The sequence below is a fragment of the Aeromonas sp. R10-2 genome (assembly GCF_040908445.1).
Lineage (GTDB): Bacteria > Pseudomonadota > Gammaproteobacteria > Enterobacterales > Aeromonadaceae > Aeromonas > Aeromonas veronii.
Window position 1 is genome coordinate 17,835 of sequence record NZ_JBFODS010000023.1, and the last position, 23,686, is coordinate 41,520.

20 protein-coding genes and 2 pseudogenes are annotated in these 23,686 nt (G+C 57.0%); 9 read left to right on the forward strand and 13 right to left on the reverse strand.

Annotated elements, in window-relative coordinates; translation table 11 throughout:
• Nucleotides 1-13: 13 nt before the first annotated feature.
• Nucleotides 14-1,351, reverse strand: coding sequence for a D-serine transporter DsdX (gene dsdX / locus AB5Y97_RS04975; protein ID WP_368157312.1), 1,338 nt, complete (start codon nucleotides 1,349-1,351; stop codon nucleotides 14-16).
• Nucleotides 1,352-1,575: 224 nt separating this feature from the next.
• On the opposite strand from dsdX, the gene dsdC reads away from it, so the two are divergent.
• On the forward strand, nucleotides 1,576-2,520 hold the full coding sequence (gene dsdC, locus AB5Y97_RS04980) for a DNA-binding transcriptional regulator DsdC (protein WP_201945950.1): 945 nt from the start codon (nucleotides 1,576-1,578) through the stop codon (nucleotides 2,518-2,520).
• A gap of 168 nt (nucleotides 2,521-2,688) precedes the next feature.
• On the opposite strand, the gene AB5Y97_RS04985 is transcribed toward dsdC, so the two are convergent.
• From AB5Y97_RS04985 to AB5Y97_RS04995, 3 genes are all read right to left on the reverse strand, one after another.
• Nucleotides 2,689-2,865, reverse strand: coding sequence for a hypothetical protein (locus tag AB5Y97_RS04985; protein WP_005337704.1), 177 nt, complete (start codon nucleotides 2,863-2,865; stop codon nucleotides 2,689-2,691).
• A gap of 311 nt (nucleotides 2,866-3,176) precedes the next feature.
• Nucleotides 3,177-3,626 (reverse strand): NlpC/P60 family protein, encoded by a 450-nt coding sequence (locus AB5Y97_RS04990; RefSeq protein WP_201945952.1) that lies wholly within the window; start codon nucleotides 3,624-3,626, stop codon nucleotides 3,177-3,179.
• Between the two features lie 194 nt (nucleotides 3,627-3,820).
• Entirely contained in the window at nucleotides 3,821-4,729 is a 909-nt protein-coding gene (locus AB5Y97_RS04995) for a hydrogen peroxide-inducible genes activator (RefSeq protein WP_005337702.1), read from the reverse strand.
• Nucleotides 4,730-4,875: 146 nt separating this feature from the next.
• On the opposite strand from AB5Y97_RS04995, the gene AB5Y97_RS05000 reads away from it, so the two are divergent.
• On the forward strand, nucleotides 4,876-5,478 hold the full coding sequence (locus tag AB5Y97_RS05000) for a peroxiredoxin C (protein ID WP_005337701.1): 603 nt from the start codon (nucleotides 4,876-4,878) through the stop codon (nucleotides 5,476-5,478).
• A 313-nt stretch (nucleotides 5,479-5,791) separates the two neighbouring features.
• Here AB5Y97_RS05000 and AB5Y97_RS05005 read toward each other — a convergent pair whose 3' ends face one another.
• From AB5Y97_RS05005 to AB5Y97_RS05030, 6 genes are all read right to left on the reverse strand, one after another.
• Nucleotides 5,792-6,757 (reverse strand): alpha-L-glutamate ligase-like protein, encoded by a 966-nt coding sequence (locus tag AB5Y97_RS05005; RefSeq protein WP_005353164.1) that lies wholly within the window; start codon nucleotides 6,755-6,757, stop codon nucleotides 5,792-5,794.
• A gap of 3 nt (nucleotides 6,758-6,760) precedes the next feature.
• On the reverse strand, nucleotides 6,761-8,299 hold the full coding sequence (locus AB5Y97_RS05010) for an inactive transglutaminase family protein (protein ID WP_005337699.1): 1,539 nt from the start codon (nucleotides 8,297-8,299) through the stop codon (nucleotides 6,761-6,763).
• 3 nt (nucleotides 8,300-8,302) lie between these two features.
• A complete protein-coding gene (locus AB5Y97_RS05015) occupies nucleotides 8,303-9,091 on the reverse strand; it encodes an ATP-dependent zinc protease (RefSeq protein ID WP_005337698.1) in 789 nt (262 codons plus the stop codon).
• 52 nt (nucleotides 9,092-9,143) lie between these two features.
• Nucleotides 9,144-10,121, reverse strand: coding sequence for a tRNA 5-methoxyuridine(34)/uridine 5-oxyacetic acid(34) synthase CmoB (gene cmoB / locus AB5Y97_RS05020; protein WP_368157313.1), 978 nt, complete (start codon nucleotides 10,119-10,121; stop codon nucleotides 9,144-9,146).
• On the reverse strand, nucleotides 10,118-10,864 hold the full coding sequence (gene cmoA / locus AB5Y97_RS05025; RefSeq protein WP_005353159.1) for a carboxy-S-adenosyl-L-methionine synthase CmoA: 747 nt from the start codon (nucleotides 10,862-10,864) through the stop codon (nucleotides 10,118-10,120). Before cmoA ends, cmoB begins: the two co-directional genes overlap by 4 nt.
• A 275-nt stretch (nucleotides 10,865-11,139) precedes the next feature.
• A complete protein-coding gene (locus tag AB5Y97_RS05030; RefSeq protein WP_201945955.1) occupies nucleotides 11,140-11,988 on the reverse strand; it encodes a DUF72 domain-containing protein in 849 nt (282 codons plus the stop codon).
• Between the two features lie 162 nt (nucleotides 11,989-12,150).
• Between AB5Y97_RS05030 and AB5Y97_RS05035 the strand changes: the two genes are divergently transcribed.
• The 3 genes from AB5Y97_RS05035 (at nucleotide 12,151) to AB5Y97_RS05045 (ending at nucleotide 15,044) form a co-directional block, all read left to right on the forward strand.
• Nucleotides 12,151-12,402: an FmdB family zinc ribbon protein gene (locus AB5Y97_RS05035; RefSeq protein WP_005337686.1), complete on the forward strand. Its 252-nt coding sequence runs from the start codon at nucleotides 12,151-12,153 to the stop codon at nucleotides 12,400-12,402.
• A gap of 32 nt (nucleotides 12,403-12,434) precedes the next feature.
• Nucleotides 12,435-14,201, forward strand: coding sequence for an aspartate--tRNA ligase (gene aspS, locus AB5Y97_RS05040; protein ID WP_201904252.1), 1,767 nt, complete (start codon nucleotides 12,435-12,437; stop codon nucleotides 14,199-14,201).
• A gap of 102 nt (nucleotides 14,202-14,303) precedes the next feature.
• Entirely contained in the window at nucleotides 14,304-15,044 is a 741-nt protein-coding gene (locus AB5Y97_RS05045; protein ID WP_005337681.1) for a YebC/PmpR family DNA-binding transcriptional regulator, read from the forward strand.
• 339 nt (nucleotides 15,045-15,383) lie between these two features.
• On the opposite strand, the pseudogene AB5Y97_RS05050 reads toward AB5Y97_RS05045, so the two are convergent.
• The 3 genes and pseudogenes from AB5Y97_RS05050 to adhE all read right to left on the reverse strand — a co-directional run.
• Nucleotides 15,384-15,530 (reverse strand): annotated as a pseudogene (locus tag AB5Y97_RS05050) (PT domain-containing protein); the annotation flags it as partial.
• Nucleotides 15,460-15,603 (reverse strand): annotated as a pseudogene (locus tag AB5Y97_RS05055) (PT domain-containing protein); the annotation flags it as partial. The pseudogenes AB5Y97_RS05055 and AB5Y97_RS05050, both read right to left, overlap by 71 nt.
• Before the next feature lie 49 nt (nucleotides 15,604-15,652).
• Nucleotides 15,653-18,319, reverse strand: a complete 2,667-nt coding sequence (gene adhE / locus AB5Y97_RS05060; protein WP_019446648.1) for a bifunctional acetaldehyde-CoA/alcohol dehydrogenase — start codon at nucleotides 18,317-18,319, stop codon at nucleotides 15,653-15,655.
• Nucleotides 18,320-19,159: 840 nt separating this feature from the next.
• Between adhE and AB5Y97_RS05065 the strand changes: the two genes are divergently transcribed.
• From AB5Y97_RS05065 to oppC, 4 genes are all read left to right on the forward strand, one after another.
• Complete coding sequence (locus AB5Y97_RS05065) at nucleotides 19,160-19,795, forward strand: YchE family NAAT transporter (RefSeq protein WP_005337678.1); 636 nt, start codon at nucleotides 19,160-19,162, stop codon at nucleotides 19,793-19,795.
• 279 nt (nucleotides 19,796-20,074) lie between these two features.
• Nucleotides 20,075-21,694, forward strand: coding sequence for an ABC transporter substrate-binding protein (locus tag AB5Y97_RS05070; protein ID WP_368157314.1), 1,620 nt, complete (start codon nucleotides 20,075-20,077; stop codon nucleotides 21,692-21,694).
• A 98-nt stretch (nucleotides 21,695-21,792) separates the two neighbouring features.
• Nucleotides 21,793-22,713, forward strand: a complete 921-nt coding sequence (oppB, locus tag AB5Y97_RS05075; protein ID WP_005337672.1) for an oligopeptide ABC transporter permease OppB — start codon at nucleotides 21,793-21,795, stop codon at nucleotides 22,711-22,713.
• 14 nt (nucleotides 22,714-22,727) lie between these two features.
• Nucleotides 22,728-23,639 (forward strand): oligopeptide ABC transporter permease OppC, encoded by a 912-nt coding sequence (oppC, locus tag AB5Y97_RS05080; protein WP_005337670.1) that lies wholly within the window; start codon nucleotides 22,728-22,730, stop codon nucleotides 23,637-23,639.
• The last annotated feature ends 47 nt before the right edge of the window (nucleotides 23,640-23,686 follow it).

Sequence of the window (23,686 nt, forward strand, 5' to 3'; positions counted from 1 at the left end):
GTTCTCGGTCTTGTTACACGATAAAGGAGAGCAGGAAGGTACCGGCCAGCGCCATCAGGGAGGCAACAAAGGTGGCGGTGGTGTAGTACTTGAGCGTTTCGTTCAGGGTGGCGCCGCAATACTGCTTGACCAGCCAGAACAGGGAATCGGTCACCATGGTGCAGCCAATGGCACCGGAGCCGATGGCCAGGGTCATGATCTCCGGGCTGATATCCGGGTAGTGCACCATGATGGGGGAGACGATAGCGGTGGCGCCCATCATGGCAACGGTAGCGGAGCCCACGGCGGCGTGCAGCACGATGGCAACCAGCCAGGCCAGCAGAATGGGGTGCATATCCAGCTGGGAGAGGATGGTGGCCAGGCTATCGCCCAGGCCGCTTGACTTGAGCACCCCGTTGAAGGCGCCACCCGCACCGATGATGAGCAAAATGTTGGCGATGGAGGAGAAGCACTCCTCGGTCTTGTTAAGCAGTCCCTCCATCGTCATCTGCTGGCGGATCCCCAGCACGTAGTAGGCAGTGAAGGCCGCGATAAACATGGCGGTGATAGGGTTGCCGATAAACTCCAGCACGGTGTAGAGGTGGCTGGCGTGATCCATATTGAGCTCAGCGACCGTCTTGGCCAGCATCAGCAGGATGGGCAGCAGCACGGTAAAGAGCGAGGCGCTTAAGGTCGGGAGAGTTGCCTCATCGCGGGCCTTGATGTCGGCAAAGGCATCGGGTACCACCTTGAACGGGAGCCGGTTGCCCAGCAGCTTCAGAAACAGCGGGCCGCCGATAAGCGAGGCAAAGAGGCCGACTGCCAGACCATAGACGATGACGGATCCCACATCGGCGCCCAGCTGATTGGTGACATAGAGGGCGGCAGGGTGAGGTGGCACTATGCAATGCACGGCCATCAGGGCGGTACAGAGCGGAATGGCCAGCTTGAGCAGCGAGGTGTTGGTCTTGCGGGCGATGGAGAAGGCCAGCGGGATCAGCAGCACCACCCCGACTTCGACAAACAGGGTGATGCCACATACCAGACCAACCAGCACCATGATGACATCCGGCGAAAGCCAGCGGCATCTCTGCAGGGCGAGGCCGATGCGCTCCGCCGCGCCCGACACCTCCATCATCTTGCCGAGTATGGTGCCAAGGCCGATGACGGCGGCGAGAAAGCCGAGCGTGCCGCCAATGCCCTCTTCCATGGCGCTGACCATCTTGAGGGGCTCCATCCCCATCAGGGTGCCCACATAGAAGCTGGCCAGCAGCAGGGCAAGAAAGGGGTGGATCTTGCCCTTCACTATGGTGACCACGATAAGAACGATGCTACTTAGCAAGGTAGCGATGACCCATACCTCTGAACTCATACTGCGCCTCGACATCTGTTGTTTGTGATTGTTTATGCGCTTATTGAATGAAAATGAGGCGGGGCTGACAAATGATGAAATCGACCACTTGGGTGAGCTGAAGTGATGCAAAGACGCTATATTGGTCACAATTTATCTAAATTACACTCTTTGGGTCTTTTGGCTTCATCCTGAAGGTGGCCTGTGGGTGTATCATTGGCGGCCATCGCGAAGAGGGGGGGTGAATGTATAACGGGGATAATTACATATCGCGCAACAAGCTGCTGAGTGGCTACCAGCTGGCCAAGTTGCACACCTTCGAGGCGGCCGCCCGCCACGGATCCTTTGCCATGGCAGCTGATGAATTGTCGCTGAGTCCCAGTGCCGTGAGTCACCGGATCAGCGCGCTGGAAGAGGAGCTGGGCTTCAAGCTCTTTGAGCGTTTTCACCGCAAGGTGGTACTGACGGCGGATGGGCAGCGGGTGTTCTGGGCGCTCAAATCTTCGCTGGAGTTCATCAATCAGGAGATCCTGGAGATCAAGAATCAGGAGCTCTCCGGTACCCTGACCATCTATTCGCGTCCCTCCATCGCCCAGTGCTGGCTGGTGCCCAGGTTGGCTGATTTCTCCCGCCTGCATCCGCAGATCGAGCTCAATATCATCACCGGCAACGAGAACATCAACCTGCATGGTTATGGCATCGATTTGACCCTCTATTTCGATGAGAAGAGCCCGGAGCGGCTTGCCATCCACCCGCTGATGGATGAGTTCATGCTGCCGGTCTGCAGCCCGGAATATGCCGAGCAGCACGGGCTTGTTGGCAATCCCGCCAACTTGTCCTTGTGCCGTTTGCTCCATGATCGGCAGGCATGGGGATTTGACTCGGATACCGATGAATGGAGCTGCTGGGCTCGCCACGCCGGGGTCAGCCTCGAGGCATGTCAGCTGAGCATGGGTTTTGATCGCTCGGATCTCGCCATCATCGCCGCCATGAATCACGCCGGGATCGCCATGGGGCGCAAGAATTTGGTGAGCAAGCGACTGGCACGCAACGAGCTGGTGGCCCCTTTCCCCGGCTTGGAGATCAAGTGCGAGCAGCGTTATTACATGGCGACCCTGCCCAATCGGGCGTGTCCCAAGATCCAGGCCTTTATCGACTGGGCGCAGAAAATGGCTGCCGAGATGGAATGAACAGAGGCCGGTGCGCAAGAGCAAAATGAAGATGGTAAAGCGCGAGTGAACGAAGGTAGCGGTTTAACGTAGCGGGAAAATTGGGGGAGAGGGGTTGGCTGATGGTGGTTGGTCGCGAGTGGCCTTGCTGCCAACACCGGGTGGCTAGCAGCAAGGCAACGGTCGGGATCAGGTGGTCTTTTCCAGATGGTTCTGGTAAATCTGCTGCCACTTGTCCAGTTCGTTTTCATCACCCTGCTGCTGCCAGAACTCGCAGATGGAACTCGCCATCTCGCATGCCATGGCGTGGTCACCGTCACGGCGACTCATCAGGTATTGCCCCAGCCAGCTTTGATACTGTTTCATTGCACGATCTCCTTATCTATTTAACCCTTGATACTGCAGCTGTGGGACACCCGTCCGGCAGTGTCGCGCCACACTCCACTTTCGCCGCGCATTGCTTGTTATCGCCGCGCGTGTTGTCAATCAGGACAGAGAGCGTATGAGAAAAAGGCGAAAGTGTTAAAAATTGGCCACCACCTTATCACAAAATGGTGTGATATGCAGGATTTGGGGCCAATTGAGTTATAAGCGCGGGTTGTGTGTCCCGACATAGCGACAGGGATTGACGGAGAGTATCGGCACGCGACTTGTGCCGCAAGCAGGCGTTTGAGCGGCTACTGGGTCACCCGACGTGCCTGCCAGTAGCGACTGTTCCAGTAGACGTTGTCGAGGCGGGAGCTGATCACTCCCTTGCTGGTGGAGGCGTGAATAAACTCGCCGGCACCTGTGTAGACCCCCACATGGTATTGTTGCCAGCCGGTTTTGAAGAAGACCAGATCCCCGTGTTGCAGCCGGTAGCGATCCACCGGTTTGCCAATGGTGGCCTGAGATTCGGTGGTTCTTGGCAGGTTGAAGCCCAGCACCTGACTATAGGCGAGCTGGGTGAAGGCGGAGCAGTCTAGCCCGGCGCGGCTGGCGCCGCCCATGCGGTAAGGGACACCGCGCCACTGTTGGTAGAAGCCATCAAAGGCACTGCTCTGCCGGGGGGCCGGAGGCGGCTCCGGCGTGCTGGAACAGGCGGCCAGCAGCAGAGTCAGCAGGGATAGCAGCAGCTTGCGATACATCGGGCTCTCTCCACGGACGGGTCTACCAAACGAGACATTTATCGAACGCCATATCCTGCCAAATCGTTCTGGCGGCAGGAGGGCACTCGACAACTTTTCCATCATAAACAGGGATCTGGCTTCAGACCTAGTCTCTGAGAGGAAAAATGTGGTGGGGAACTGAAAAACGCCAACCCGAGGGCTGGCGTTTGTTGTCACTCGTTGTGGCTGATCAGCGGTTTAAGCAGCTCGGCCAGTTTGTAGAAGGTCTGTACCCGGGTGGTGCTAGGGCGCCAGACCAGCCCAATCTCGCGATAGGAGGTCTCTCCCGGCAGCGGGATGGCCACCAGATCGGAGTTGGCAAGAATGCCGGCATCGATGGCCATCTGCGGCAGGAAGGTGGTGCCAAGACCCGCTTCCACCATCTGCACCAGTGTGTGCAGGCTGGTGGCGGCAAACGGGTTGATCTTGCTCTTGTCCCGCAGGCGGCAGGCGCTCACTGCGTGCTCGGTGAGGCAGTGCTCCCGCTCCAGCAGGAAGATGCTCTGGTTGGGCAACTCCTTGTAGTCGAACGGGGTATGCAGACCGGCCGCCATGCTGGCGGGCATCACCATGTGGAACGGATCCTGACCGACGGTCTTGCAGTGAAATCCACCGATCTCGATGGGCAGGGCGAGGATCAGCAAGTCGAGTTGACCCTGTTCCAGCTGCTTGAGCAGATTGCTGGTGGTGTCTTCACGCAGCAACAATTCGAGGTCAGGATAGGTTTTGCTGCACTCTTTCAGTAGCTTGCTCAGCAGGAAGGGGGCGATGGTGGGAATGCAGCCAAGACGTACCGTCCCCTGCATCACGCCGCCCTGATGTTGCCCGAGCTCCATGAGATCCCGCGCATCGGAGAGCAAATTGCGAGCGCGCTCGACGATTTCCATGCCGACCGGGGTCATAATGAAGCTCTTGTGGTCCCGCTCCACCAGTTGCAGGTTCATCATGTCCTCCAGCGTCTGGATCCCGGTACTCAGGGTCGACTGGCTGACATGACAGGCCTTGGCGGCGCGGTTGAAGTTCTTGTGCTCATCGAGAGCGACCAGATATTGCAGTTGTTTGAGGCTGGGCCAACGTTGCATAGAAAAACCCGATTAATGCTATCTATTTAATTTGATTTAACTAATCTACCACCGGGTCTATAGTTTGTCGCTTGAATTAGATGGACTTGGCTCTAGGTAGCCCAATCCTCACCGGATTGTTCACTTCACATAAAGAGGAATTGAATATGGTATTGGTAGGCCGTCCCGCACCCGATTTTACCGCCGCAGCTGTTCTGGGTAATGGCGAGATCGTTGATTCATTCAACCTGTCATCCCACATCAAAGGCAAAGCTGCCGTTGTCTTCTTCTACCCGCTCGATTTCACCTTCGTCTGCCCGTCTGAGCTGATTGCCTTCGATCACCGTTATGAAGAGTTCCAGAAGCGTGGCGTGGAAGTGATCGGTGTTTCCATCGATTCCCAGTTCTCCCACAACGCATGGCGCAACACCAAAGTGGAAGATGGCGGTATCGGTCAGGTCAAGTACCCGCTGATCGCCGACGTGAAACACGAAATCTGCAAAGCCTATGACGTTGAGCATCCGGAAGCCGGTGTGGCGTTCCGTGGCTCCTTCCTGATCGACAAGAACGGTGTCGTTCGCCATCAGGTTGTCAACGATCTGCCGCTGGGCCGCAACATCGACGAGATGCTGCGCATGGTCGATGCCCTGCAATTCCACGAAGAGCACGGCGAAGTGTGCCCGGCTCAGTGGGAAAAAGGCAAAAAAGGTATGCAAGCCTCTCCGGACGGGGTTGCCAAGTACCTGTCCGAGAATGCTGACTCCCTGTAATCGGGTCGTACTCTCCTTGAAAAACCGGCGTCTTGGCGCCGGTTTTTTTTATACCTGAGATTTATCCATCCTCTGACATAGTGGCCACACTCTTCTCGTTCCATCGTTCCATCGTTCCATCGTTCCATCGTTCCATCGTTCCATCGTTCCATCGTTCCATCGCTCTCCTCGCTATTCCAAGCAGCCGTTCGCTGGCGTACTCGTTGTTTCGAAATGAGATGCTGATCCGAATGGCTGGGTGGGGGGATATGCCGACAGACAATCGCCATAAAAAAAGCGCGCCATAGGCGCGCTCAGTTCACAAGCAGAGGCGCTATTCCTCAAAGATCCCGAAGTGATCCTTGGCGAAATTGACCCGCTGCTCCACGTTCATCTTCACCTGCCCCAGCTTCTCGATGGTCTTGAGGTTGGGCACCAGGCCGCGACCGTTGGCGATCTGGATGGCAAGACCAGGACGGGCGTTGAGCTCCAGCAGCATGGGGCCACGGAACTTGTCCAGCACCATATCGGTACCGATATAGCCCAGACCCGACATCTCATAGCAGGAGGCCGCCAGGGTGAGCAGGGTATCCCAGTGTGGGACCTTGAGCTCATAGAGGTCGAGGCCGGTGTCCGGGTGGTGGCGCAGCGGATTGCCAAACTGCACTGCCCGCAGGGCACGACCGGTACGCAGGCACAGACCCACCCCCACGGCGCCCTGGTGCAGGTTCGCCTTGCCATCGGAGGCGGCGGTAGAGAGGCGCATCATCGCCATCACCGGGAACCCCTTGAAGATGATGACCCGGGCATCGGGTACCCCTTCAAAAGAGTAGCCGTCGAACACATCATCAAAGTTGATGAGGCCTTCCACCAGTGCCACGTCGGGCTTGCCGCCAAGCGAATAGAGCCCCGCCAGAATGTTGGATACATGGCGCTCCAGATCCTGACCGGTAGAGGCGCTGCCGTTGGGCTTGTAGAAGAGGCCATCTTCCTGACGCAGGATCACCAGGATACCCTTGCCGCCCGAGCCACGAGCCGGCTTGATGCAGAAGCCCGGCCAATCTTTTACCAGCTCGGTGATGCGACCCACATCGTGCTGGGCACGGATGGTACCGATCAGCTCAGGCACGGTAACCCCTGCATCCAGCGCAATTTGCTTGGTCTGCAGCTTGTCATCCACCAGCGGATAGAGGCTGCGCGGATTGTAGCGGCTGATGTAGGAGTGGTTGCGCTTGTTCATGCCGAGGATGCCTGATTGGGACAGGCTCCACGGGGTGGTGTATTTTTCCCAGAACCACATCGGTTACTTGTCCTTACCCGGGGTGACGCCAGATTTCATCTCGTCCACCAGCGGCTTGAAGCGCTTCAGTTCGCTCAGCTTGTAGCCGGTGTAGTTACCCATCAACAGCACGGTCGCCATCAGCACCAGCTGCAGGCCGAGGAAGTTGAAGGTGAGGTGACGGATCAGTTCATTATCCATGGCCAGATAGGCGATGACGGCAACCAGCAGAGAGCCACCACCCTGGCGGAACACCTCTTTCGGGCCCTCTTCTTCCCACAGAATGGACATCCGTTCGATGGTCCAGGACAGGATGATCATCGGGAAGAAGGTGATCTTCATACCGTCGGTCAGCCCCAGCTTGAAGGCGAACGCGGAGAAGATACCGATCATCGAGATAACCATGATGATGATGGCCGATATTCGGGCGACCAGCAGCAGGTTAAGCCGAGACAGATAGGAGCGAATGATGAGACCGGTGCCGACGATCAGCAGGAAGCCGATGAGACCGGTGACCAGCGAGGTCTGGATAAAGGCGACCGCGATCAGCACCGGCATAAAGGTACCTGAGGTCTTGATCCCCACCAGAACCCGCAGGAACACTACCATCAGCACGCCGATCGGGATCAGCAGCAAGCCCTTGAACAGGGTCTGCTCTTCCAGCGGCAGGCTGTGGATGGAGAAGTTCATCATCTCTGATTTTTCGAACTTCTGCGCCAGTGCCACGCTCACCGGCTGCTCTTGCTCGATCATCGAGAAGCTGACACGGGAGTTGTGACCACCGGTCACGTCCAGCAGGGCGCCGGAGTTGTATTCCCACAGCAGCAGGTTGGCCGGACGGCCCTGTTCACCGGTTTGCGGGTTGAACAGCTTGTAGTCGGTCGGGCTGTTGAATACCTGCAGGTAATCCACCAGCTCCTGACGACGGCGGCCATCTTCCAGATTCAGGGCATGCACCACGCGGGTGGGGACGTCAGCATTGTTGAGCAGCTCTGCGATCAGGTTGGCGCGGCTCTTGTGCTTTTTCAGCAGCTCGGCGTTCTGCTCCTGCTTCTCGATCTCCTTGATGATCTCGCGAGTCAGGGTGTAGCCGTCGGCAGAGCGCTCCTGTGCCCGCTCGAGGATCTGCTTCATCGCGGTGGCATAAGGCTCACTCTCGATCTGCTTCTCGATGGCAGGCGGCTGCGGATTGGCGGCCGGTTTGGCGTGGGCATCCGCCATCATGTCGACGCGGTAGTAGAGCTCCTGACGGCCGGAGGCGGTGCGGATGGACCACTCGGCGCGGGCATCGCCATCTTTCTCGACGAAGGAGAGGCCGTAGCCGGGGCTGGCGGCGTTCTCGTTCATCAGGGTGAAACCGGGCTGGGTGCCCGGAATGGCCAGGGAGGCGATCACCGGCTCACCGGTCGCCTCAAACTCCAGCTTGGCTTCGATGGACCAGATCTGGCGCTTTTCACCGGGCGTCAGCGGCACATCCAACGCGATATGGTGATAGATCGTCATCCCCAGGCCGACAATGTACAGCAGGGCTACCAGCAAATAGAACGGCTTACGGGAAACCATGGATTATTTCACATCCTTGAGCTTGGGTTTGGGTTGGATATATTCGCGGGCCACATCAACCACGGCGATGTCTTTCAAAAATTCGCGACCCAGCAGCACAGGGAAGGTCATGTCGCTACGGTCTTTCAGGGTAAATTCGGCTTTCTCGGTCATGTCGCCAATGCGCACGGCCAGACGCACTACCGGACGGCGGTCCAGATCGTCGGCAGAGGCCTGACGCACCCGCACATGGCGTACCAGCGGCGCTTCGATCTGGATCTTGTCGTCCACTTCCTGATGGCTCAGGAAGAAGCGCACCCAGTTTTTGCCGTTGCGCTCGAAAATGGTGATCTCCTGCGCACTGATGGAGGAGGTGGTCGCACCGGTATCGACCCGCGCCTGGAAGGCATCGTTGGCCGCATCAACCCAGATCCACTCGGCTTCACCGACCATCAGCTTGCCATCAATGGTGTGACCCTGATTGGGGGCCGGGCACTTCTCGGTGGGGATGGCCATCGGCTTGGGCGGCTCGGAGGGGAGGGTGGCGAGCTTGTGGTCTACTTGCTTGACGGACTCTTTCATATTGGTGACATCTGTGTTGAGCTGAACCAGCAGGTGCTGTTGCTGCACATACTGCTTCTGTTGCTGTTCCATGGATGTTTGCAGGCGTTGCTCGCTCTGGCTCAGCTCGCTACGAAGCTCGGCCAGCGTCAGAGCAGGGACCTGAGGCGCTTTTTCCATATTGACACACCCGCCGAGACTAAGCAGGGAGAGCAGGGTCATTCCTTTTAATTTGCTTTTCATGTCATTCATTTAACTGTGCTTCCTGGAATTGGGTCAGTGTAACTTCCACAAGCGCCACCGGCTAGTCTTTGGCCTTGCGGGCAATCAGTACGGCACGTTTCGGCGCCGGGTGTCCTTCTACCGTGAGTGCCGGATTGTCTGGATCCAGATAGTCACTCAGGGATTCATTAATCATCCAGTCGGTACGACGCTGTTCGTCGGTGCTGGTCATATTCTCGTCTACTATCCGCACGTCGGTGAAGCCGCAGCGCTCGACCCACAGCTTGAGGGCGCGGCTTGAGGGAATAAACCAGACGTTGCGCATCTTGCCGTAACGGTCGGTGGGCATCAGCACGTCGTTGACCCCGCCATCGATCACTAGCGTCTCCAGCACCAGCTCGCCATCATCTTTCAATTGATTGCGCAACTGCTCGATGTGCTCGATGGGGGATTTGCGGTGATAGAGCACCCCCATGGAGAAGACGGTGTCAAAGGCCCGCAGCTCCGGCAGCTCCTGAATGCCGAGCGGCAACAGGTGGGCGCGCTGATCATTGCCCGCGAAGTGGCGAATGGCCTCGAACTGGCAGAGAAACAGCGGGCTAGGGTCGATGCCGACCGCCAGCTTGGCCCCTTCACCCACCATACGCCAGAGGTGGTAGCCGCTGCCGCAACCCACATCCAGCACGTAACGGCCTTCGAGCTGGCTGATATGGGGCAGCACCCGATCCCACTTCCAGTCAGAGCGCCACTCGGTATCGATATGGATGCCGTGTACGGTGAACGGCCCTTTGCGCCAGGGCATGAAGTGGCGCAGCAGGCTCTCGACCTTCTTGCGTTCCCCTTCGCCAAGGCTCTCGGGCGAGCCAATCTCGACCCGGCTTTTCAGCTCGATGTTGCCGGGGGAGACCACCGGCAGCTTGTTGAGGGCACGGTTCCAGCGCGGCAGGTCGCCATGCTGGTTGTCATGTTGCCAGGCGTGCAGCTGGGCGGGCAGGGTATGCAGCCAGTGGCTCAGCCGGTTTTTGGCAATCAGTTGATAGAAATTGGCAAAGTCGATCATGGCTGGGCGTCGCTGGATTTGATGGCAATCATGGAGCCGAAGTTGAAACACTGGAACCAGAGATCCTGATGGACGAAACCGGCATCCCGCAGACGGGCCTGATGCACCGGCAGGCTGTCGGTGCGCATCACGTTCTCAAGGGCAGTGCGTTTCTGGCTGATCTCCAGCTCGCTGTAGCCATTGGCCCGCTTGAAGTCGAGGTGCAGATCGATCAGCAGCTCGTTGACCGGTTCATCTTCGAAGCGGAACTTTTCGCTCAGGATCAGGATCCCGCCCGGGCGCAGACCATCGTGAATGCGCTGGATCAGGGCGGCCCGTTTCTCTGGCTCGACAAACTGCAGAGTGAAGTTGAGTACCACCACGGAGGCGTTCTCGATCTCGATGTCGCAGATATCCGCCTCTACCAGCTCCACCGGCACCTCGGATTTGAAACCGGAGAGGTGGGCGCGAGCGCGCTCGATCATCGGATGGGAGAGATCCACCGCGGTGATGCGGCAGCCGGGCTGGCTGACATGGCGACGCATCGCCTGGGTCGCGGCGCCCAGTGAGCAGCCGAGATCATAGAGTCGGCTCTCGGGTTGGGCGTAGCGGGCGGCCATCATGCCGATGGCAGAGATGATGTTGCTGTAACCCGGCACCGAGCGCTGGATCATATCAGGAAACACGTCGACGACCTGTTCGTCAAAACAGAAGTCTCCCAATCGGGCGATCGGGGCGGCAAAAATTTGATCTTTGGTATGCATGCTGGCGCAACCTGACAGTCGGGACATCACCCGGCTGTATTGTTCAATTGAGTCGTTGGGTGACACCCATCAGAGTAGATTTATCACCTGTTTACGAACGGGGTGGCTGGTCGTGAAATCCTTTGGACCGTTCCTGTTCGTACGGGCCATGTTCCGGACCCTTACTTGGGGCGGTAGTGTAGAGGATTGATGGCCGTTTGTCTTGACGCCAGGGCTTGCCACGCCACAAAAAAGCACTTTTTTTGCAGCGAAACGATGGCCGCAGAATGGGTTGGCTAAAAGCGCAGCACTCCCTGCCGTGCGCGATCGTTTTCCCCCGGCCAGGGGGCCATCTCCTGCTCCAGCAAGCGGGTGATCTGACGGGCCAGCTCAGGTGCCTGGGCGTTGTCGGCAGTATGTATATAGAGGTAGAGATCCTTGCCCTCGGAAAGCCATTGGCGCCAATGGGGGAGCCAGCTGGGCAGGAAGGGGTGATTGGCCGCCGGATCCGGCAGGCCGATAAAGCGCACCATGGGGGCGTTGGCGGTGGCCAGCAGATGCACCGGCAGGCGCGGTTTCTTGCCCTGGGCATCGACAAGGGCTGGCGTGGTTGCTTGCACCGAGAAGAGTGGCCGACTGTCGAGCATCACCCGGTTCACACCCTGTTCCATCAGCAGTCGGTTCAATGCCCGCTCGGCCTCCCCCTTGGCGAAGAAGTCGGGGTGGCGCACCTCGAAGGCGTAGCGAAACGCCCGCGGCAGCCGTTCGATAAAGGCCGCAAGCCGGGGCAGCCCTTCCGGGCCGAAGCGGGCAGGCAGTTGCAGGGTGAGCAGTCCCAACTTGTCGTGTAGCGGCGCAAGCAGGTGGATAAAGTCGGCAACCTGTTTGTCTGCGCTCACCAGATCGCTCTGGTGGCTGATGGTTTGCGGAAATTTGAAGTTGAAACGAAAGTGATCGGGCACCGCATCGGCCCAGCGCTGTACCGTGTCCGGCGTCGGCAGGGCGTAGAAGGTGGTGTTACCCTCCACCGAGTTGAAGACGGCCGCGTAGTGGGCGAGGTGTTCGGCAGGCTTGGCGCCAAGGCCCAGCAACTGGCCGGGCCAGCTGGGGTGGGACCACTGTGGCAGGCCCAAATAGAGGCTCATGATGGCTATTCTCTTTGCTCTTGGTGCATTCGTGCCGATTTTTTGCCCGCTTTTTGCCATCGAGTGCAAAAAACTGGCGAAAGGAGGCTGCTGGCCATTTTACCCAAAAGGGGGTTTTCCTCTATAATGCCAGCCCTTTTGTTTTTCAATTTCTTGTGACCCATGCCTATCTACGAATATCGTTGCGACGTCTGTGGCCATGAATTGGCAAAACTGCAAAAGCTTTCCGATGCCCCCCTGACCGACTGTCCGGCCTGTAGCAAGCCGAATCTGGTCAAGCTGATATCGGCGGCAGGCTTCCGGCTCAAGGGAACCGGATGGTACGAGACTGATTTCAAACCGGGTAAGAAAAAGAATCTGGCCAGCTGTGAGACAGACGGTGCTTGCCAGTCGTGCCCGGCGGCCCAAGGTTAACCGTCTCTCTACAATTTCGAAGGAAGAAGTCCATGCGCTCTATCTATTGCGGACAGGTCAATGAGGCCCATGCAGGGCAGACCATTACATTGTGCGGTTGGGTTCATCGTCGTCGTGATCTCGGCGGTCTGATCTTTATCGATATGCGCGACCGGGAAGGGATCGTTCAGGTGTTCTTCGATCCGGACAAGCCGGAGGCGTTCGCCCTGGCCTCCGAGCTGCGCGGCGAGTTCTGCATCCAGGTGACCGGCGTGGTGCGCACCCGTCCCGAGTCCCAGCGCAACAGCGACATGGCCACTGGCGCCATCGAAGTGTTCGCCCACGAGCTCAACATCATCAACCGTGCCGAGCCGCTGCCGCTGGACTTCAATCAGGTCAACAGCGAAGAGATCAGCCTCAAGTATCGCTACCTGGATCTGCGTCGCCCCGAGATGGCCAAGTACCTGAAGACCCGTGCCAAGGCCAGTGCCTTCGTACGCCGCTTCATGGACGAGCACGGCTTCCTCGATATCGAGACCCCGATGCTGACCAAGGCCACCCCGGAAGGTGCCCGTGACTATCTGGTGCCGAGCCGCGTGCACAAGGGCAAGTTCTACGCTCTGCCGCAATCACCCCAGCTGTTCAAGCAGTTGCTGATGATGTCCGGCTTCGATCGCTACTACCAGATCGTCAAGTGCTTCCGTGACGAAGACCTGCGTGCCGACCGCCAGCCGGAATTCACCCAGATCGATGTGGAGACCTCCTTCATGACCGCGCCGCAGGTGCGTGAAGTGATGGAAGAGATGATCCGCAAACTGTGGCTGCACATCCTGAACGTGGATCTGGGCGACTTCCCGATCATGACCTTCGACGAAGCCATGCGTCGCTACGGCTCCGACAAGCCGGACCTGCGTCTGCCAATGGAGCTGGTTGATGTGGCTGATCTGCTGACTGCTGTCGAGTTCGCCGTGTTCGCGGGCCCCGCCAACGATCCGAAAGGCCGTGTGGCTGCCCTGAAAGTCCCGGGCGGTGCCGAGCTCTCTCGCAAGCAGATCGACGAATACACCAAGTTTGTCGGCATCTACGGTGCCAAGGGCCTGGCCTGGATGAAGGTCAACGAAGTCGCCAATGGTATCGAAGGCGTGCAGTCTCCGGTTGCCAAGTTCCTCTCTGACGCTATCGTGCGCGAGATCCTGGCCCGTACCGGCGCTGCCGACGGCGACATCATCTTCTTTGGTGCTGACAGCAAGAAAGTGGTCTGCGATGCCATGGGCGCCCTGCGTCTGAAAGTAGGTCGCGATCTGGGCCTGCTGGAGAACAGCTGGAAACCGCTGTGGGTCATCGACTTCCCGATGTTCGAGGAAGATGGTGAAGGTGGTCTGGCCGCCATGCACCACCCGTTCACCGCGCCGAGCAACATGAGCCCGGCCGAGCTGAAAGCCAACCCGGTGGGTGCTTACGCCAACGCCTACGACATGGTGATCAACGGCTACGAAGTGGGTGGCGGCTCTGTCCGTATCCACAACAGCGAGATGCAATCCACCGTGTTCGACATCCTGGGTATCACCCCGGCCGAGCAGCGCCTGAAGTTCGGCTTCCTGCTAGATGCGCTGAAGTACGGTACCCCGCCGCACGCCGGTCTGGCCTTCGGTCTGGACCGTCTCAGCATGCTGCTGACCGGCACCGAAAACATTCGGGACGTCATCGCCTTCCCGAAAACGACCGCGGCTGCCTGTCTGATGACAGACGCCCCCAGCCTTGCCAATGCCGCCCAACTGGGTGAGCTGGCGATTGCAACCACCGTCAAGGGCGACGAGTAAGCCGATACCGGCACCGGAGGCCGCCGCCGTGCGGCCTCTGTGTTTCCCTTGGGTTAGTCATGATCAGTGTTACTGACATTTAAAAAATAACGGAGAGTCTCTATGGCAGGTCACAGTAAATGGGCCAACATCAAACACCGCAAGGCCGCTCAGGACGCCAAGCGTGGCAAGATCTTCACCAAACTGATCCGCGAAATCACTACCTCCGCGCGTCTGGGTGATGCCGATCCGGCCAACAACCCGCGTCTGCGTGCTGCGGTGACTGCCGCCCTGACCAACAACATGACCCGCGACACCATCAACCGTGCCATTCAGCGTGGCGCTGGTGGTGGCGATGGTGAACAGCTCGAGACCATCGTTTACGAAGGTTACGGCCCGGCTGGCTCTGCCGTGATGGTAGAGTGCCTGACCGATAACCGTAACCGTACCGTAGCCGAAGTGCGCCACGCCTTCAGCAAGTGCGGTGGCAACCTGGGTACCGACGGCTCCGTCGCCTATCTGTTCAGCAAGAAAGGTCTGCTGACCTTCGTGGGCGTAGACGAAGATGCCCTGATGGATGCCGCGCTGGAAGCGGGCGCCGATGACGTGGTCACTGAAGAGGATGGCACCATCGAGGTGTACACCACCCCGAACGACTTCGGTACCGTGCTGGACGGTCTGGAAGCTGCCGGCTTCAAGGCCCAGAGCGCCGAAGTGACCATGATCCCCTCCACCGAAGCGGAGCTGGATGCAGAAACTGCACCCAAGCTGATGCGTCTGATCGACATGCTGGAAGATCTGGACGACGTGCAAGAGGTTTACCACAACGGCTCAATCTCCGATGAAGTCGCTGCGACCCTCTGATCGCTGAATTGTGCTCTCCCGATGGCAGCCTGATGGCTGCCATTTTTTATCTTTGCATCGTGGCAACTGCTGATGTGTCGGTTGCGCAAGCGCTGCTACAACTCTCTTCACTTACAATCTTTCCCGCTTTCTCCGCGAATTATCATTGATCTGTCCCTGCCAGTCGGTTGGCCCTGCACGTATGCCAGTCGGCAGTTCTGCTGCGTTGCGTTAGCGAGGCTCCGCTTATCCTGTTTATCACACCTTTAGCTCTGTAGATGACGTTGACTGTTCACATCTGCCCGTCAGGGTAATTCGTTGGGGGTAGGGGATAGGAGGTGATGGAGCGTACTCTTGTTATCACAGGTGCCCATCAATACAGAGTGACAGGTTGGGATGTCGATAACGGATTGGCTGGGGCGAGTTGGTTGGTTGGTTGGTTGGTTGGTTGGTTGGTTGGTTGGTTGGTTGGTTGGTTGGTTGGTTGGTTGGTTGGTTGGTTGGTTGGTTGGTTGGTTGGGACGTTAGGGGCTGCACTACCGCAATCGGCTGGAGAGAGGATCGCTGTGATAAGTGGCAGATAAAAAAAGCCCGCGCAGTGCGCGGGCTTGTTATCTCAGGACTGGTTATCAGGCCTTGGATTTCTTCTTGCCTTCAACCTTGGCTTCAACCGGGGCAGCAGTTACCGGAGCGGCTTCGGTGAACGGACGACCGTAGTAGGAGTCCAGCAGAACCTGCTTCAGCTCGCTGATCAGCGGGTAGCGCGGGTTGGCGCCGGTGCACTGGTCATCGAAAGCTTCGATAGCCAGCTGGTCAACCTTGGCCAGGAAGTCAGCTTCAGTCACGCCAGCTTCGCGGATAGAGGCCGGGATACCCAGGGTAGCCTTCAGCTCGTCCAGCCAGGTCAGCAGCTTCTCGATCTTGGCTGCGGTGCGGTCACCGGCAGCAGTCAGACCCAGGTGGTCAGCGACTTCGGCGTAACGACGACGAGCCTGCGGACGGTCGTACTGGGAGAACGCAGTCTGCTTGGTCGGGTTGTCGTTCGCGTTGTAGCGGATGACGTTGCTGATCAGCAGAGCGTTAGCCAGACCGTGCGGAATGTGGAACTCGGCACCCAGTTTATGAGCCATGGAGTGGCACACACCCAGGAAGGCGTTGGCGAACGCGATACCGGCGATGGTGGCAGCATTGTGCACCTTCTCACGAGCGATCGGGTCGTTGGCACCGTTCTGGTAGCTGGACGGCAGGTACTCTTTCAGCATTTTCAGGGCTTGCAGCGCCTGGCCGTCGGAGTACTCGTTAGCCAGTACGGAAACATAGGCTTCCATGGCGTGAGTCACGGCATCGATACCACCGAATGCACACAGGGACTTCGGCATACCCATGACCAGGTTGGCATCAACGATGGCCATGTTCGGGGTCAGCTCGTAGTCAGCCAGCGGATACTTCTGACCAGACACTTCATCGGTTACTACTGCAAACGGAGTGACTTCAGAGCCGGTACCGGAAGTGGTGGTGATACAGACCAGTTCGGCCTTCACGCCCATTTTCGGGAACTTGTAGATACGCTTGCGGATATCCATAAAGCGCATGGCCAGATCTTCGAACGCAGTGTTCGGGTGCTCGTACATCACCCACATGATCTTGGCCGCATCCATCGGTGAACCACCGCCCAGCGCCAGGATAACGTCCGGTTTGAAGGAGTTGGCCATCTCGGCACCCTTGCGAACCACAGCCAGGGTCGGGTCAGCTTCTACTTCGTAGAACACTTCCACTTCCATATTCTGTGCTTTCAGCAGGCTGACCAGTTCATCGGCGTAGCCGTTGTTGAACAGGAAGCGGTCAGTTACGACCATGGCACGCTTTTTACCTTCCAGGTCGCTCAGAGCGATCGGCAGGGAACCACGACGGAAGTAGATGGATTTCGGAAGTTTGTGCCACAGCATGTTTTCTGCCCGTTTTGCGACTGTCTTCTTGTTGATCAGGTGCTTCGGACCCACGTTTTCGGAGATGGAGTTACCGCTCCAGGAGCCGCAACCCAGGGTCAGGGACGGAGCCATTGCGAAGTTGTACAGGTCACCGATACCGCCTTGGGTAGACGGAGTGTTGATCAGGATACGCGCGGTCTTCATCTTGTCGCCGAAGTACTTGATGCGGTCAGCGTTGCGGTCCTGGTCGGTGTACAGACCTGAGGTGTGGCCGATACCACCGATGTTGACCATGTCACAGGCCATATCAACGGCGTTCTCGAAGCTGCTTGCACGGAACATACCGAGCAGCGGGGACAATTTCTCGTGAGCAAACTCATCTTCTGCACACAGCTTGACGCCTTCACCGATCAGGATCTTGGTATCAGCCGGTACAGTCACGCCTGCCATCTCGGCAATCTTGGTGGCTGGTTGGCCAACGATGTTGGCGTTCAGGGCACCGTTGATCAGGATGACTTTACGTACCTTGTCAGCATCTTCTTTGGAAAGCACGTGGCCCTTGTGGGATGCAAAGCGCTCTTTAACCTGGTCGTAGATGGCATCAACAACGATGACTGCCTGCTCGGAAGCACAGACCACGCCGTTATCGAAAGTCTTGGACATCAGGATGGAGGCAACGGCACGCTTCACATCGGCGGTTTCGTCGATAACGATAGGTACGTTACCGGCACCCACACCGATAGCAGGCTTACCGGAGGAGTAGGCTGCTTTCACCATGCCCGGGCCACCGGTGGCCAGGATCAGGTTGATGTCTTCGTGCTTCATCAGGGCGTTGGAGAGCTCAACAGACGGTTGGTCGATCCAGCCGATGATGTCTTTCGGTGCACCGGCGGCAACAGCTGCATCCAGTACCAGCTTGGCAGCGGTATTGGTGGAGTTCTTGGCACGGGGGTGCGGGGAGAAGATGATGGCGTTGCGGGTCTTGAGCGCGATCATGGATTTGAAGATCGCAGTGGAGGTCGGGTTGGTGGTCGGAACGATACCACAGATGATACCTACCGGCTCGGCGATGGTGATGGTACCCATCTGATCATCTTCGCTCAGAATGCCGCAGGTCTTCTCGTCTTTGTACTTGTTGTAGATGTATTCGGAGGCGAAGTGGTTCTTGATAACCTTGTCTTCGATGATACCCATACCGGATTCTTCCACGGCCATCTGGGCCAGGGGGATACGGGCGTTGTTGGCGGCCAGGGCGGCGGCACGGAAGATCTTGTCTACCTGCTCTTGAGAGAAGCTGGCGAATTCACGCTGGGCTTCCTTAACGCGGGCGACCAGTGCATCCAGTTCAGCCAAATTGGTTACTGCCATGTTTATCTCCTGATTATTTGAAAACTGTTTAGTAAGACGTTGGCAATGCCCGGCAATTATAGTCGCCCTGTCAAGACGGTATCGTTGCAACAGCTTTTTCACATGCCTTACTAAATCGCTTTCTGAGTCGATTATAGAGCGGGGCTGACTCAGAAAAACTTGATCTGGATCATGTGTAACAAAAGAACAAAAGAAATTTTATTTCACAATCCTTGTTTGACTGATGTTATCGGAATGTGCATCAAAGGGAAAGGTGAGAGACTTGTTAATGCAGGGCAATAAACCACATTTATCAAGTGGTTAATTGCACTCGGCCATAGTGTTACAGAGCTATTTTGGCGGTATAGGTTAGCAAATATGAGTGAATTGGTTTCAAAATCACCGACAAACGCACTTTATTCCAGCGTTTGTTGCAAAAATGATTGTTGTTTTAATCCATGACTAATCCGCTTTATTCCCCAAGGGGGCCATTTCTGCCCCCTTTCCCGGTTTTTGCATTGTGGTTCTATTACCGAGTCAATGAAGTGATGTCTGGCCTGAAATAGTGGGAAGGCAAAGCTTGGATTCTCTCGAGTCGCTTGGTCATTCGGTCAGTCATCGTCGGACTCTCTGGTCATGATTAAGCAGGCTTGCGCTCACTTTTCTGGCGCGTGTCGGGCGGTAGAAAGGGCTTTTGGCATCGGTTTATGCCAGCTAGCGCGGATGCATTAGATGAACTAACTAAAAAACCCTCAAAATGGTGAGATTATTTGATTGGTGCCCGCTCTGGCTATGATGTAAATTTACGCACGAAATTAATGGACTGGCCCGCTGGGCCCGAAACTCTATTGGAAGGCGCCTATGGCAGCAATTGACGTCTCGTTGTATCTGAAGTTTTTTGTCGGTTTGTTCGCAATTATCAACCCGCTTGGTTTGTTGCCGGTGTTTGTCAGCCTGACCAGCCACCATACCCAGGCCGAGCGGATGAAAACCAATACCACCGCCAATATCGCGGTGATGGTGATCCTGCTGGTCTCCATGTATATGGGGCAACTGATCCTCGATGGGTTTGGCATCTCGCTGGCATCGTTCCGGATCGCCGGTGGGTCGCTGATTACCCTGATTGCCTGGTCGATGTTGCAGGGCAAGCTGGGCGAGGTAAAGCACAACAAACAGGAAAAGGGCGAACTGGCGGTGCGCGAGTCTATCGCCGTAGTACCGCTGGCGCTGCCGCTGATGGCAGGCCCCGGTGCCATCTCCTCGGTGATTGTCTATGCCAGCCAGAGCCACTGGCAGCAGCTGCTCGGCATGTCAGTGGTTGTCGTGGTCTTCTCCTTCTGCTCCTGGCTCATCTTCCGCGCCGCGCCGCTGCTGTTCAAGATCATGGGCAACACCGGCATCAACGTGGTGACCCGTATCATGGGTCTTATCATGATGTCGCTGGGTATCGAGATCATGGTGGCCGGTATCAAGGGGGTTTTCCCCAGCCTGATGTGAGCCAGCTCCGCTTTATGAAAGCCGGTCCTCGTGACCGGCTTTTTATTGGTTGCTTTTTGCCCGGTCTTTTCTAGAATCGGTCGTTTGTGTGAAAAATGAGCGTTTTGTTGGTGTTTTAATACTGAAAAAGCGCGTGTAAGCTGATTTTTTAACCAGAAAATGACGATTACCCTGACAATATCTGTTGCATTATCGGAATTGGCAGGGAATTATGCTGGGAGCGGGTTTTAACCCCGTCACTTTAAAAAATGCATGGAATGTTCTTGTTGGAGTAGGGAAATGACTCTTAAAAAAACAATGATTAACACATTGCTGGTGGCTGCACTGTTTGGTGGCGTCAATGTGGCTCAGGCTGCCGATGTCCCGGCGGGAACCAAGCTGGCTGAAGTCCAGCAACTGGTAAAAGGCAACGGCTCCGAGCCTGCGACCCTTGACCCGCACAAGACCGAAGGAACGGTCGAATCCAATATCCTGCGCGACCTGTTCGAAGGTCTCGTTGCATCCGGCCCGAAAGGGGAAATTCTCCCGGCGGTGGCTGAATCCTGGGAAACCAAGGATAACAAGCACTACGTCTTCCACCTGCGCAAAGATGCCAAGTGGTCCAACGGTGACCCGGTCACTGCCCACGATTTCGTTTTTGCTTTCCAGCGTGCCGTTGATCCGAAAACCGCCTCTCCTTACTCCTGGTATCTGGAGATCCCGACCATTGCCAATGCCTCCGAGATCATCGCAGGTAAAAAGTCGGCTGATACGCTGGGCGTGAAGGCGACCGACGACTACACCTTCGAAGTGCAGCTCGAGAAAGCGATCCCTTACTTCGTCAGCATGCTCTCCCACACCACCACCTATCCGGTACCGAAGAAGGTGATCGAGAAGTTCGGTGACAAGTGGACCCAGCCGGAAAATATGGTATCCAACGGTGCCTATACCCTGAAGAACTGGGTGGTGAACGAGCGCGTCGAAGTGGTGCGCAACAAGCACTACTGGAACGATGGCAAGACCGTTATCAACAAGGTGGTCTATCTGCCCATCCAGTCTACCAACGCCGACTTGAGCCGCTATCTGGCGGGTGAGGTGGATCTGACTTACACCACTCCTATCGAACGTTTCAAGCAGCTCAAGAAGGATTACCCGAATGAGCTGAAGGTGACCGGCTTGGTGTCCACTTACTATTACCAATTCAACTTCAAGCACAAACCGTTTGACGATGTGCGTGTCCGTACTGCGCTCTCCTACGCCATCGATCGTGATGTGATCGCCGACAAGGTAATGGGTCAGGGCCAGACTCCGGCTTACGGTCTGACCCCAGACTATGTGGATGGTTTCAAGCCAGTGGTCGCCGATTGGTCGAAGATGACCCAGGCCGAGCGTGATACCAAAGCGAAAGCCATGTTGAAAGAAGCCGGTTTCGATGCCAGCAAGCCGCTCAAGCTCGAACTGCTCTACAACACCGACGACAACCACAAGAAAGTGGCCGTGGCCGTGGCCTCCATGTGGAAGAAGCTGGGTGTGCAGGTGAGCCTGGTCAACCAGGAGTGGAAAACTTACCTGGAAACCAAGAAACAGGGGCAGTTTGAAGTAGCTCGTGCCGGCTGGAACGCTGACTACAACGAAGCCTCCTCCATGCTGGATCTGATGCAGACCACCCACGGCACCAACGACGGCAAGTACTCCAATCCGGAATATGACAAGCTGATGGATGAGTCTCGCGATCAGGTTGACGATGTGGCCCGCAACAAGATCTATGCCCAGGCTGAGGCCATCCTTGCCAAGGACATGCCGATCGCCCCTATCTATCAATACGTTACTCCGCGCATGGTGAAATCCTATGTAGGCGGCTACCCGGCCAACCCGCTGGATAACCTCTACAGCAAAGATATGTACATCATTGCTCACTGATTTAAAGCAACAAGTCGCATAACAAGCAGGGCCCGCCGGACGGCGGGCCTTTATTACAACCGCGACCCTTTGGAAGCAGTACAGGACAGGAAATGTCTATGTTGAAATTCATTTTTAAACGGCTATTGGAAGCGATCCCGACTCTGCTGGTCTTGATCACCGTCTCTTTCTTCATGATGCGTTTCGCCCCCGGTAACCCCTTTACCAGCGAGCGTTCACTGCCCCCCGAAGTCATCGCCAATATCGAGGCCAAATACGGGCTCGACAAACCCATTGGCATGCAATATCTCACTTACCTGGGCAACCTGGTGCAGGGTGATTTGGGCCCCTCTTTCAAATACAAGGATTTCACCGTTAATGATCTGGTGAGTCAGGCGCTGCCTGTTTCCGCCAAGATCGGGACCACGGCCTTCTTCTTCGCCGTGCTGCTGGGGGTCACCTTCGGCACCATAGCGGCCCTGAAACAGAACACCATCATCGACTATCTGCTGATGTCGTCGGCCATGGCCGGGGTGGTGATCCCGGGCTTTGTGCTGGCGCCCTTGCTGGTGCTGTTCTTCAGTATTCATCTTGGCTGGTTCCCTGCCGGTGGATGGCAGGGTGGTGGCATCCAGTTTATGGTGCTGCCGGTGTTCGGCATGATGATGTACTACATCTCTGCCATCTCGCGGATCATGCGGGGCAGCATGATCGAGACCATGAACTCCAACTTCATCCGTACTGCCCGTGCCAAGGGCTTGCCGCTGCGCCACATCATCCTGAAACACGCGCTGCGTCCGGCCATGCTGCCGGTGGTCTCCTATCTGGGCCCGGCCTTTGTCGGCATCATCACAGGTTCCGTGGTGATCGAGACCATCTTCGGCCTGCCGGGGATCGGTCAGCTGTTCGTCAACGGTGCCCTTAACCGTGATTACTCCATGGTGCTCGGTCTGACCATTCTGGTCGGCGCCCTCACCATCACCTTTAACGCAGTGGTCGATATTCTCTACGCCTTTATCGATCCCAAGATCCGTTACTAATTCGGGAGTTCATCATGGTTGTTTCAACTGAAAAACGCGATGCCGTCGAGGCGTTCGCGCAAAAAGTGGAAGTGGTGGAGGGGCGCTCCCTGTGGAAGGATGCCCGTCGCCGTTTCCTGCGCAACAAGGCTGCACTGACCAGCCTGATCATTCTGACCATCATCGGTCTGGCGGTCATCTTTGGCCCCCATTTGTCCCAATACACCTTTGACGATCCGGACTGGGGCGCCATGCAGTCGCCGCCGGATATGGAAGCGGGTCACTACTTCGGAACCGACAGTCTGGGGCGCGATCTGTTCGTGCGCACCCTGCTGGGCGGTCGCATTTCCCTGATGGTCGGCATCATGGGCGCCATGGTGGCGGTCATCATCGGTACTTTGTATGGCGCTGCCTCCGGTTTTATCGGCGGGCGGGTCGACAGCCTGATGATGCGGGTACTGGAGATCCTCAACGCTTTCCCCTTCATGTTCTTCGTCATCATGCTGGTCACCTTCTTTGGCCGCAATCTGGCGCTCATCTTTATCGCCATCGGGGCGGTGAGCTGGCTCGACATGGCGCGTATCGTGCGGGGCCAGACTCTCAGCCTCAAGAGCAAGGAGTTTATCGAGGCAGCCCACGTCTGTGGCGTCTCCAAGTGGAAGATCATCACCCGTCACATCGTACCGAACGTACTCGGTATCGTGGCCGTCTACGCCACCTTGCTGGTGCCGGGGATGATCATGTTTGAATCCTTCCTGAGTTTCCTGGGCCTTGGAGTTCAGGAACCGATGACCAGCTGGGGTGCCCTGCTGGATGAAGGCTCCAAGTCGATGGAAGTGGCCATCTGGCAACTGCTGTTCCCCGCCTGCTTTATGGTGGTGACCCTGTTTTGCTTCAACTTCCTCGGGGATGGTCTGCGTGACGCCCTCGATCCGAAAGATCGTTAATCGAGCATCGGAGCGACAGGAAAGCATCACGAAAGATCGATAAGGAG

Coding starts and splice junctions, on each gene's coding strand:
- AB5Y97_RS05010 (WP_005337699.1), bottom strand. CDS start 8,299: ATGGTTTCCCGTAAGCCGTTCTATTTGCTGGTAGCCCTGCTGTACATT.
- dsdC (WP_201945950.1), top strand. CDS start 1,576: ATGTATAACGGGGATAATTACATATCGCGCAACAAGCTGCTGAGTGGC.
- cmoA (WP_005353159.1), bottom strand. CDS start 10,864: ATGCATACCAAAGATCAAATTTTTGCCGCCCCGATCGCCCGATTGGGA.
- AB5Y97_RS05015 (WP_005337698.1), bottom strand. CDS start 9,091: ATGAATGACATGAAAAGCAAATTAAAAGGAATGACCCTGCTCTCCCTG.
- aspS (WP_201904252.1), top strand. CDS start 12,435: ATGCGCTCTATCTATTGCGGACAGGTCAATGAGGCCCATGCAGGGCAG.
- AB5Y97_RS05030 (WP_201945955.1), bottom strand. CDS start 11,988: ATGAGCCTCTATTTGGGCCTGCCACAGTGGTCCCACCCCAGCTGGCCC.
- AB5Y97_RS05070 (WP_368157314.1), top strand. CDS start 20,075: ATGACTCTTAAAAAAACAATGATTAACACATTGCTGGTGGCTGCACTG.
- AB5Y97_RS04995 (WP_005337702.1), bottom strand. CDS start 4,729: ATGCAACGTTGGCCCAGCCTCAAACAACTGCAATATCTGGTCGCTCTC.
- oppC (WP_005337670.1), top strand. CDS start 22,728: ATGGTTGTTTCAACTGAAAAACGCGATGCCGTCGAGGCGTTCGCGCAA.
- cmoB (WP_368157313.1), bottom strand. CDS start 10,121: ATGATCGACTTTGCCAATTTCTATCAACTGATTGCCAAAAACCGGCTG.
- dsdX (WP_368157312.1), bottom strand. CDS start 1,351: ATGAGTTCAGAGGTATGGGTCATCGCTACCTTGCTAAGTAGCATCGTT.
- AB5Y97_RS05065 (WP_005337678.1), top strand. CDS start 19,160: ATGGCAGCAATTGACGTCTCGTTGTATCTGAAGTTTTTTGTCGGTTTG.
- adhE (WP_019446648.1), bottom strand. CDS start 18,319: ATGGCAGTAACCAATTTGGCTGAACTGGATGCACTGGTCGCCCGCGTT.
- AB5Y97_RS05035 (WP_005337686.1), top strand. CDS start 12,151: ATGCCTATCTACGAATATCGTTGCGACGTCTGTGGCCATGAATTGGCA.
- AB5Y97_RS05000 (WP_005337701.1), top strand. CDS start 4,876: ATGGTATTGGTAGGCCGTCCCGCACCCGATTTTACCGCCGCAGCTGTT.
- oppB (WP_005337672.1), top strand. CDS start 21,793: ATGTTGAAATTCATTTTTAAACGGCTATTGGAAGCGATCCCGACTCTG.
- AB5Y97_RS04985 (WP_005337704.1), bottom strand. CDS start 2,865: ATGAAACAGTATCAAAGCTGGCTGGGGCAATACCTGATGAGTCGCCGT.
- AB5Y97_RS05045 (WP_005337681.1), top strand. CDS start 14,304: ATGGCAGGTCACAGTAAATGGGCCAACATCAAACACCGCAAGGCCGCT.
- AB5Y97_RS04990 (WP_201945952.1), bottom strand. CDS start 3,626: ATGTATCGCAAGCTGCTGCTATCCCTGCTGACTCTGCTGCTGGCCGCC.
- AB5Y97_RS05005 (WP_005353164.1), bottom strand. CDS start 6,757: ATGTGGTTCTGGGAAAAATACACCACCCCGTGGAGCCTGTCCCAATCA.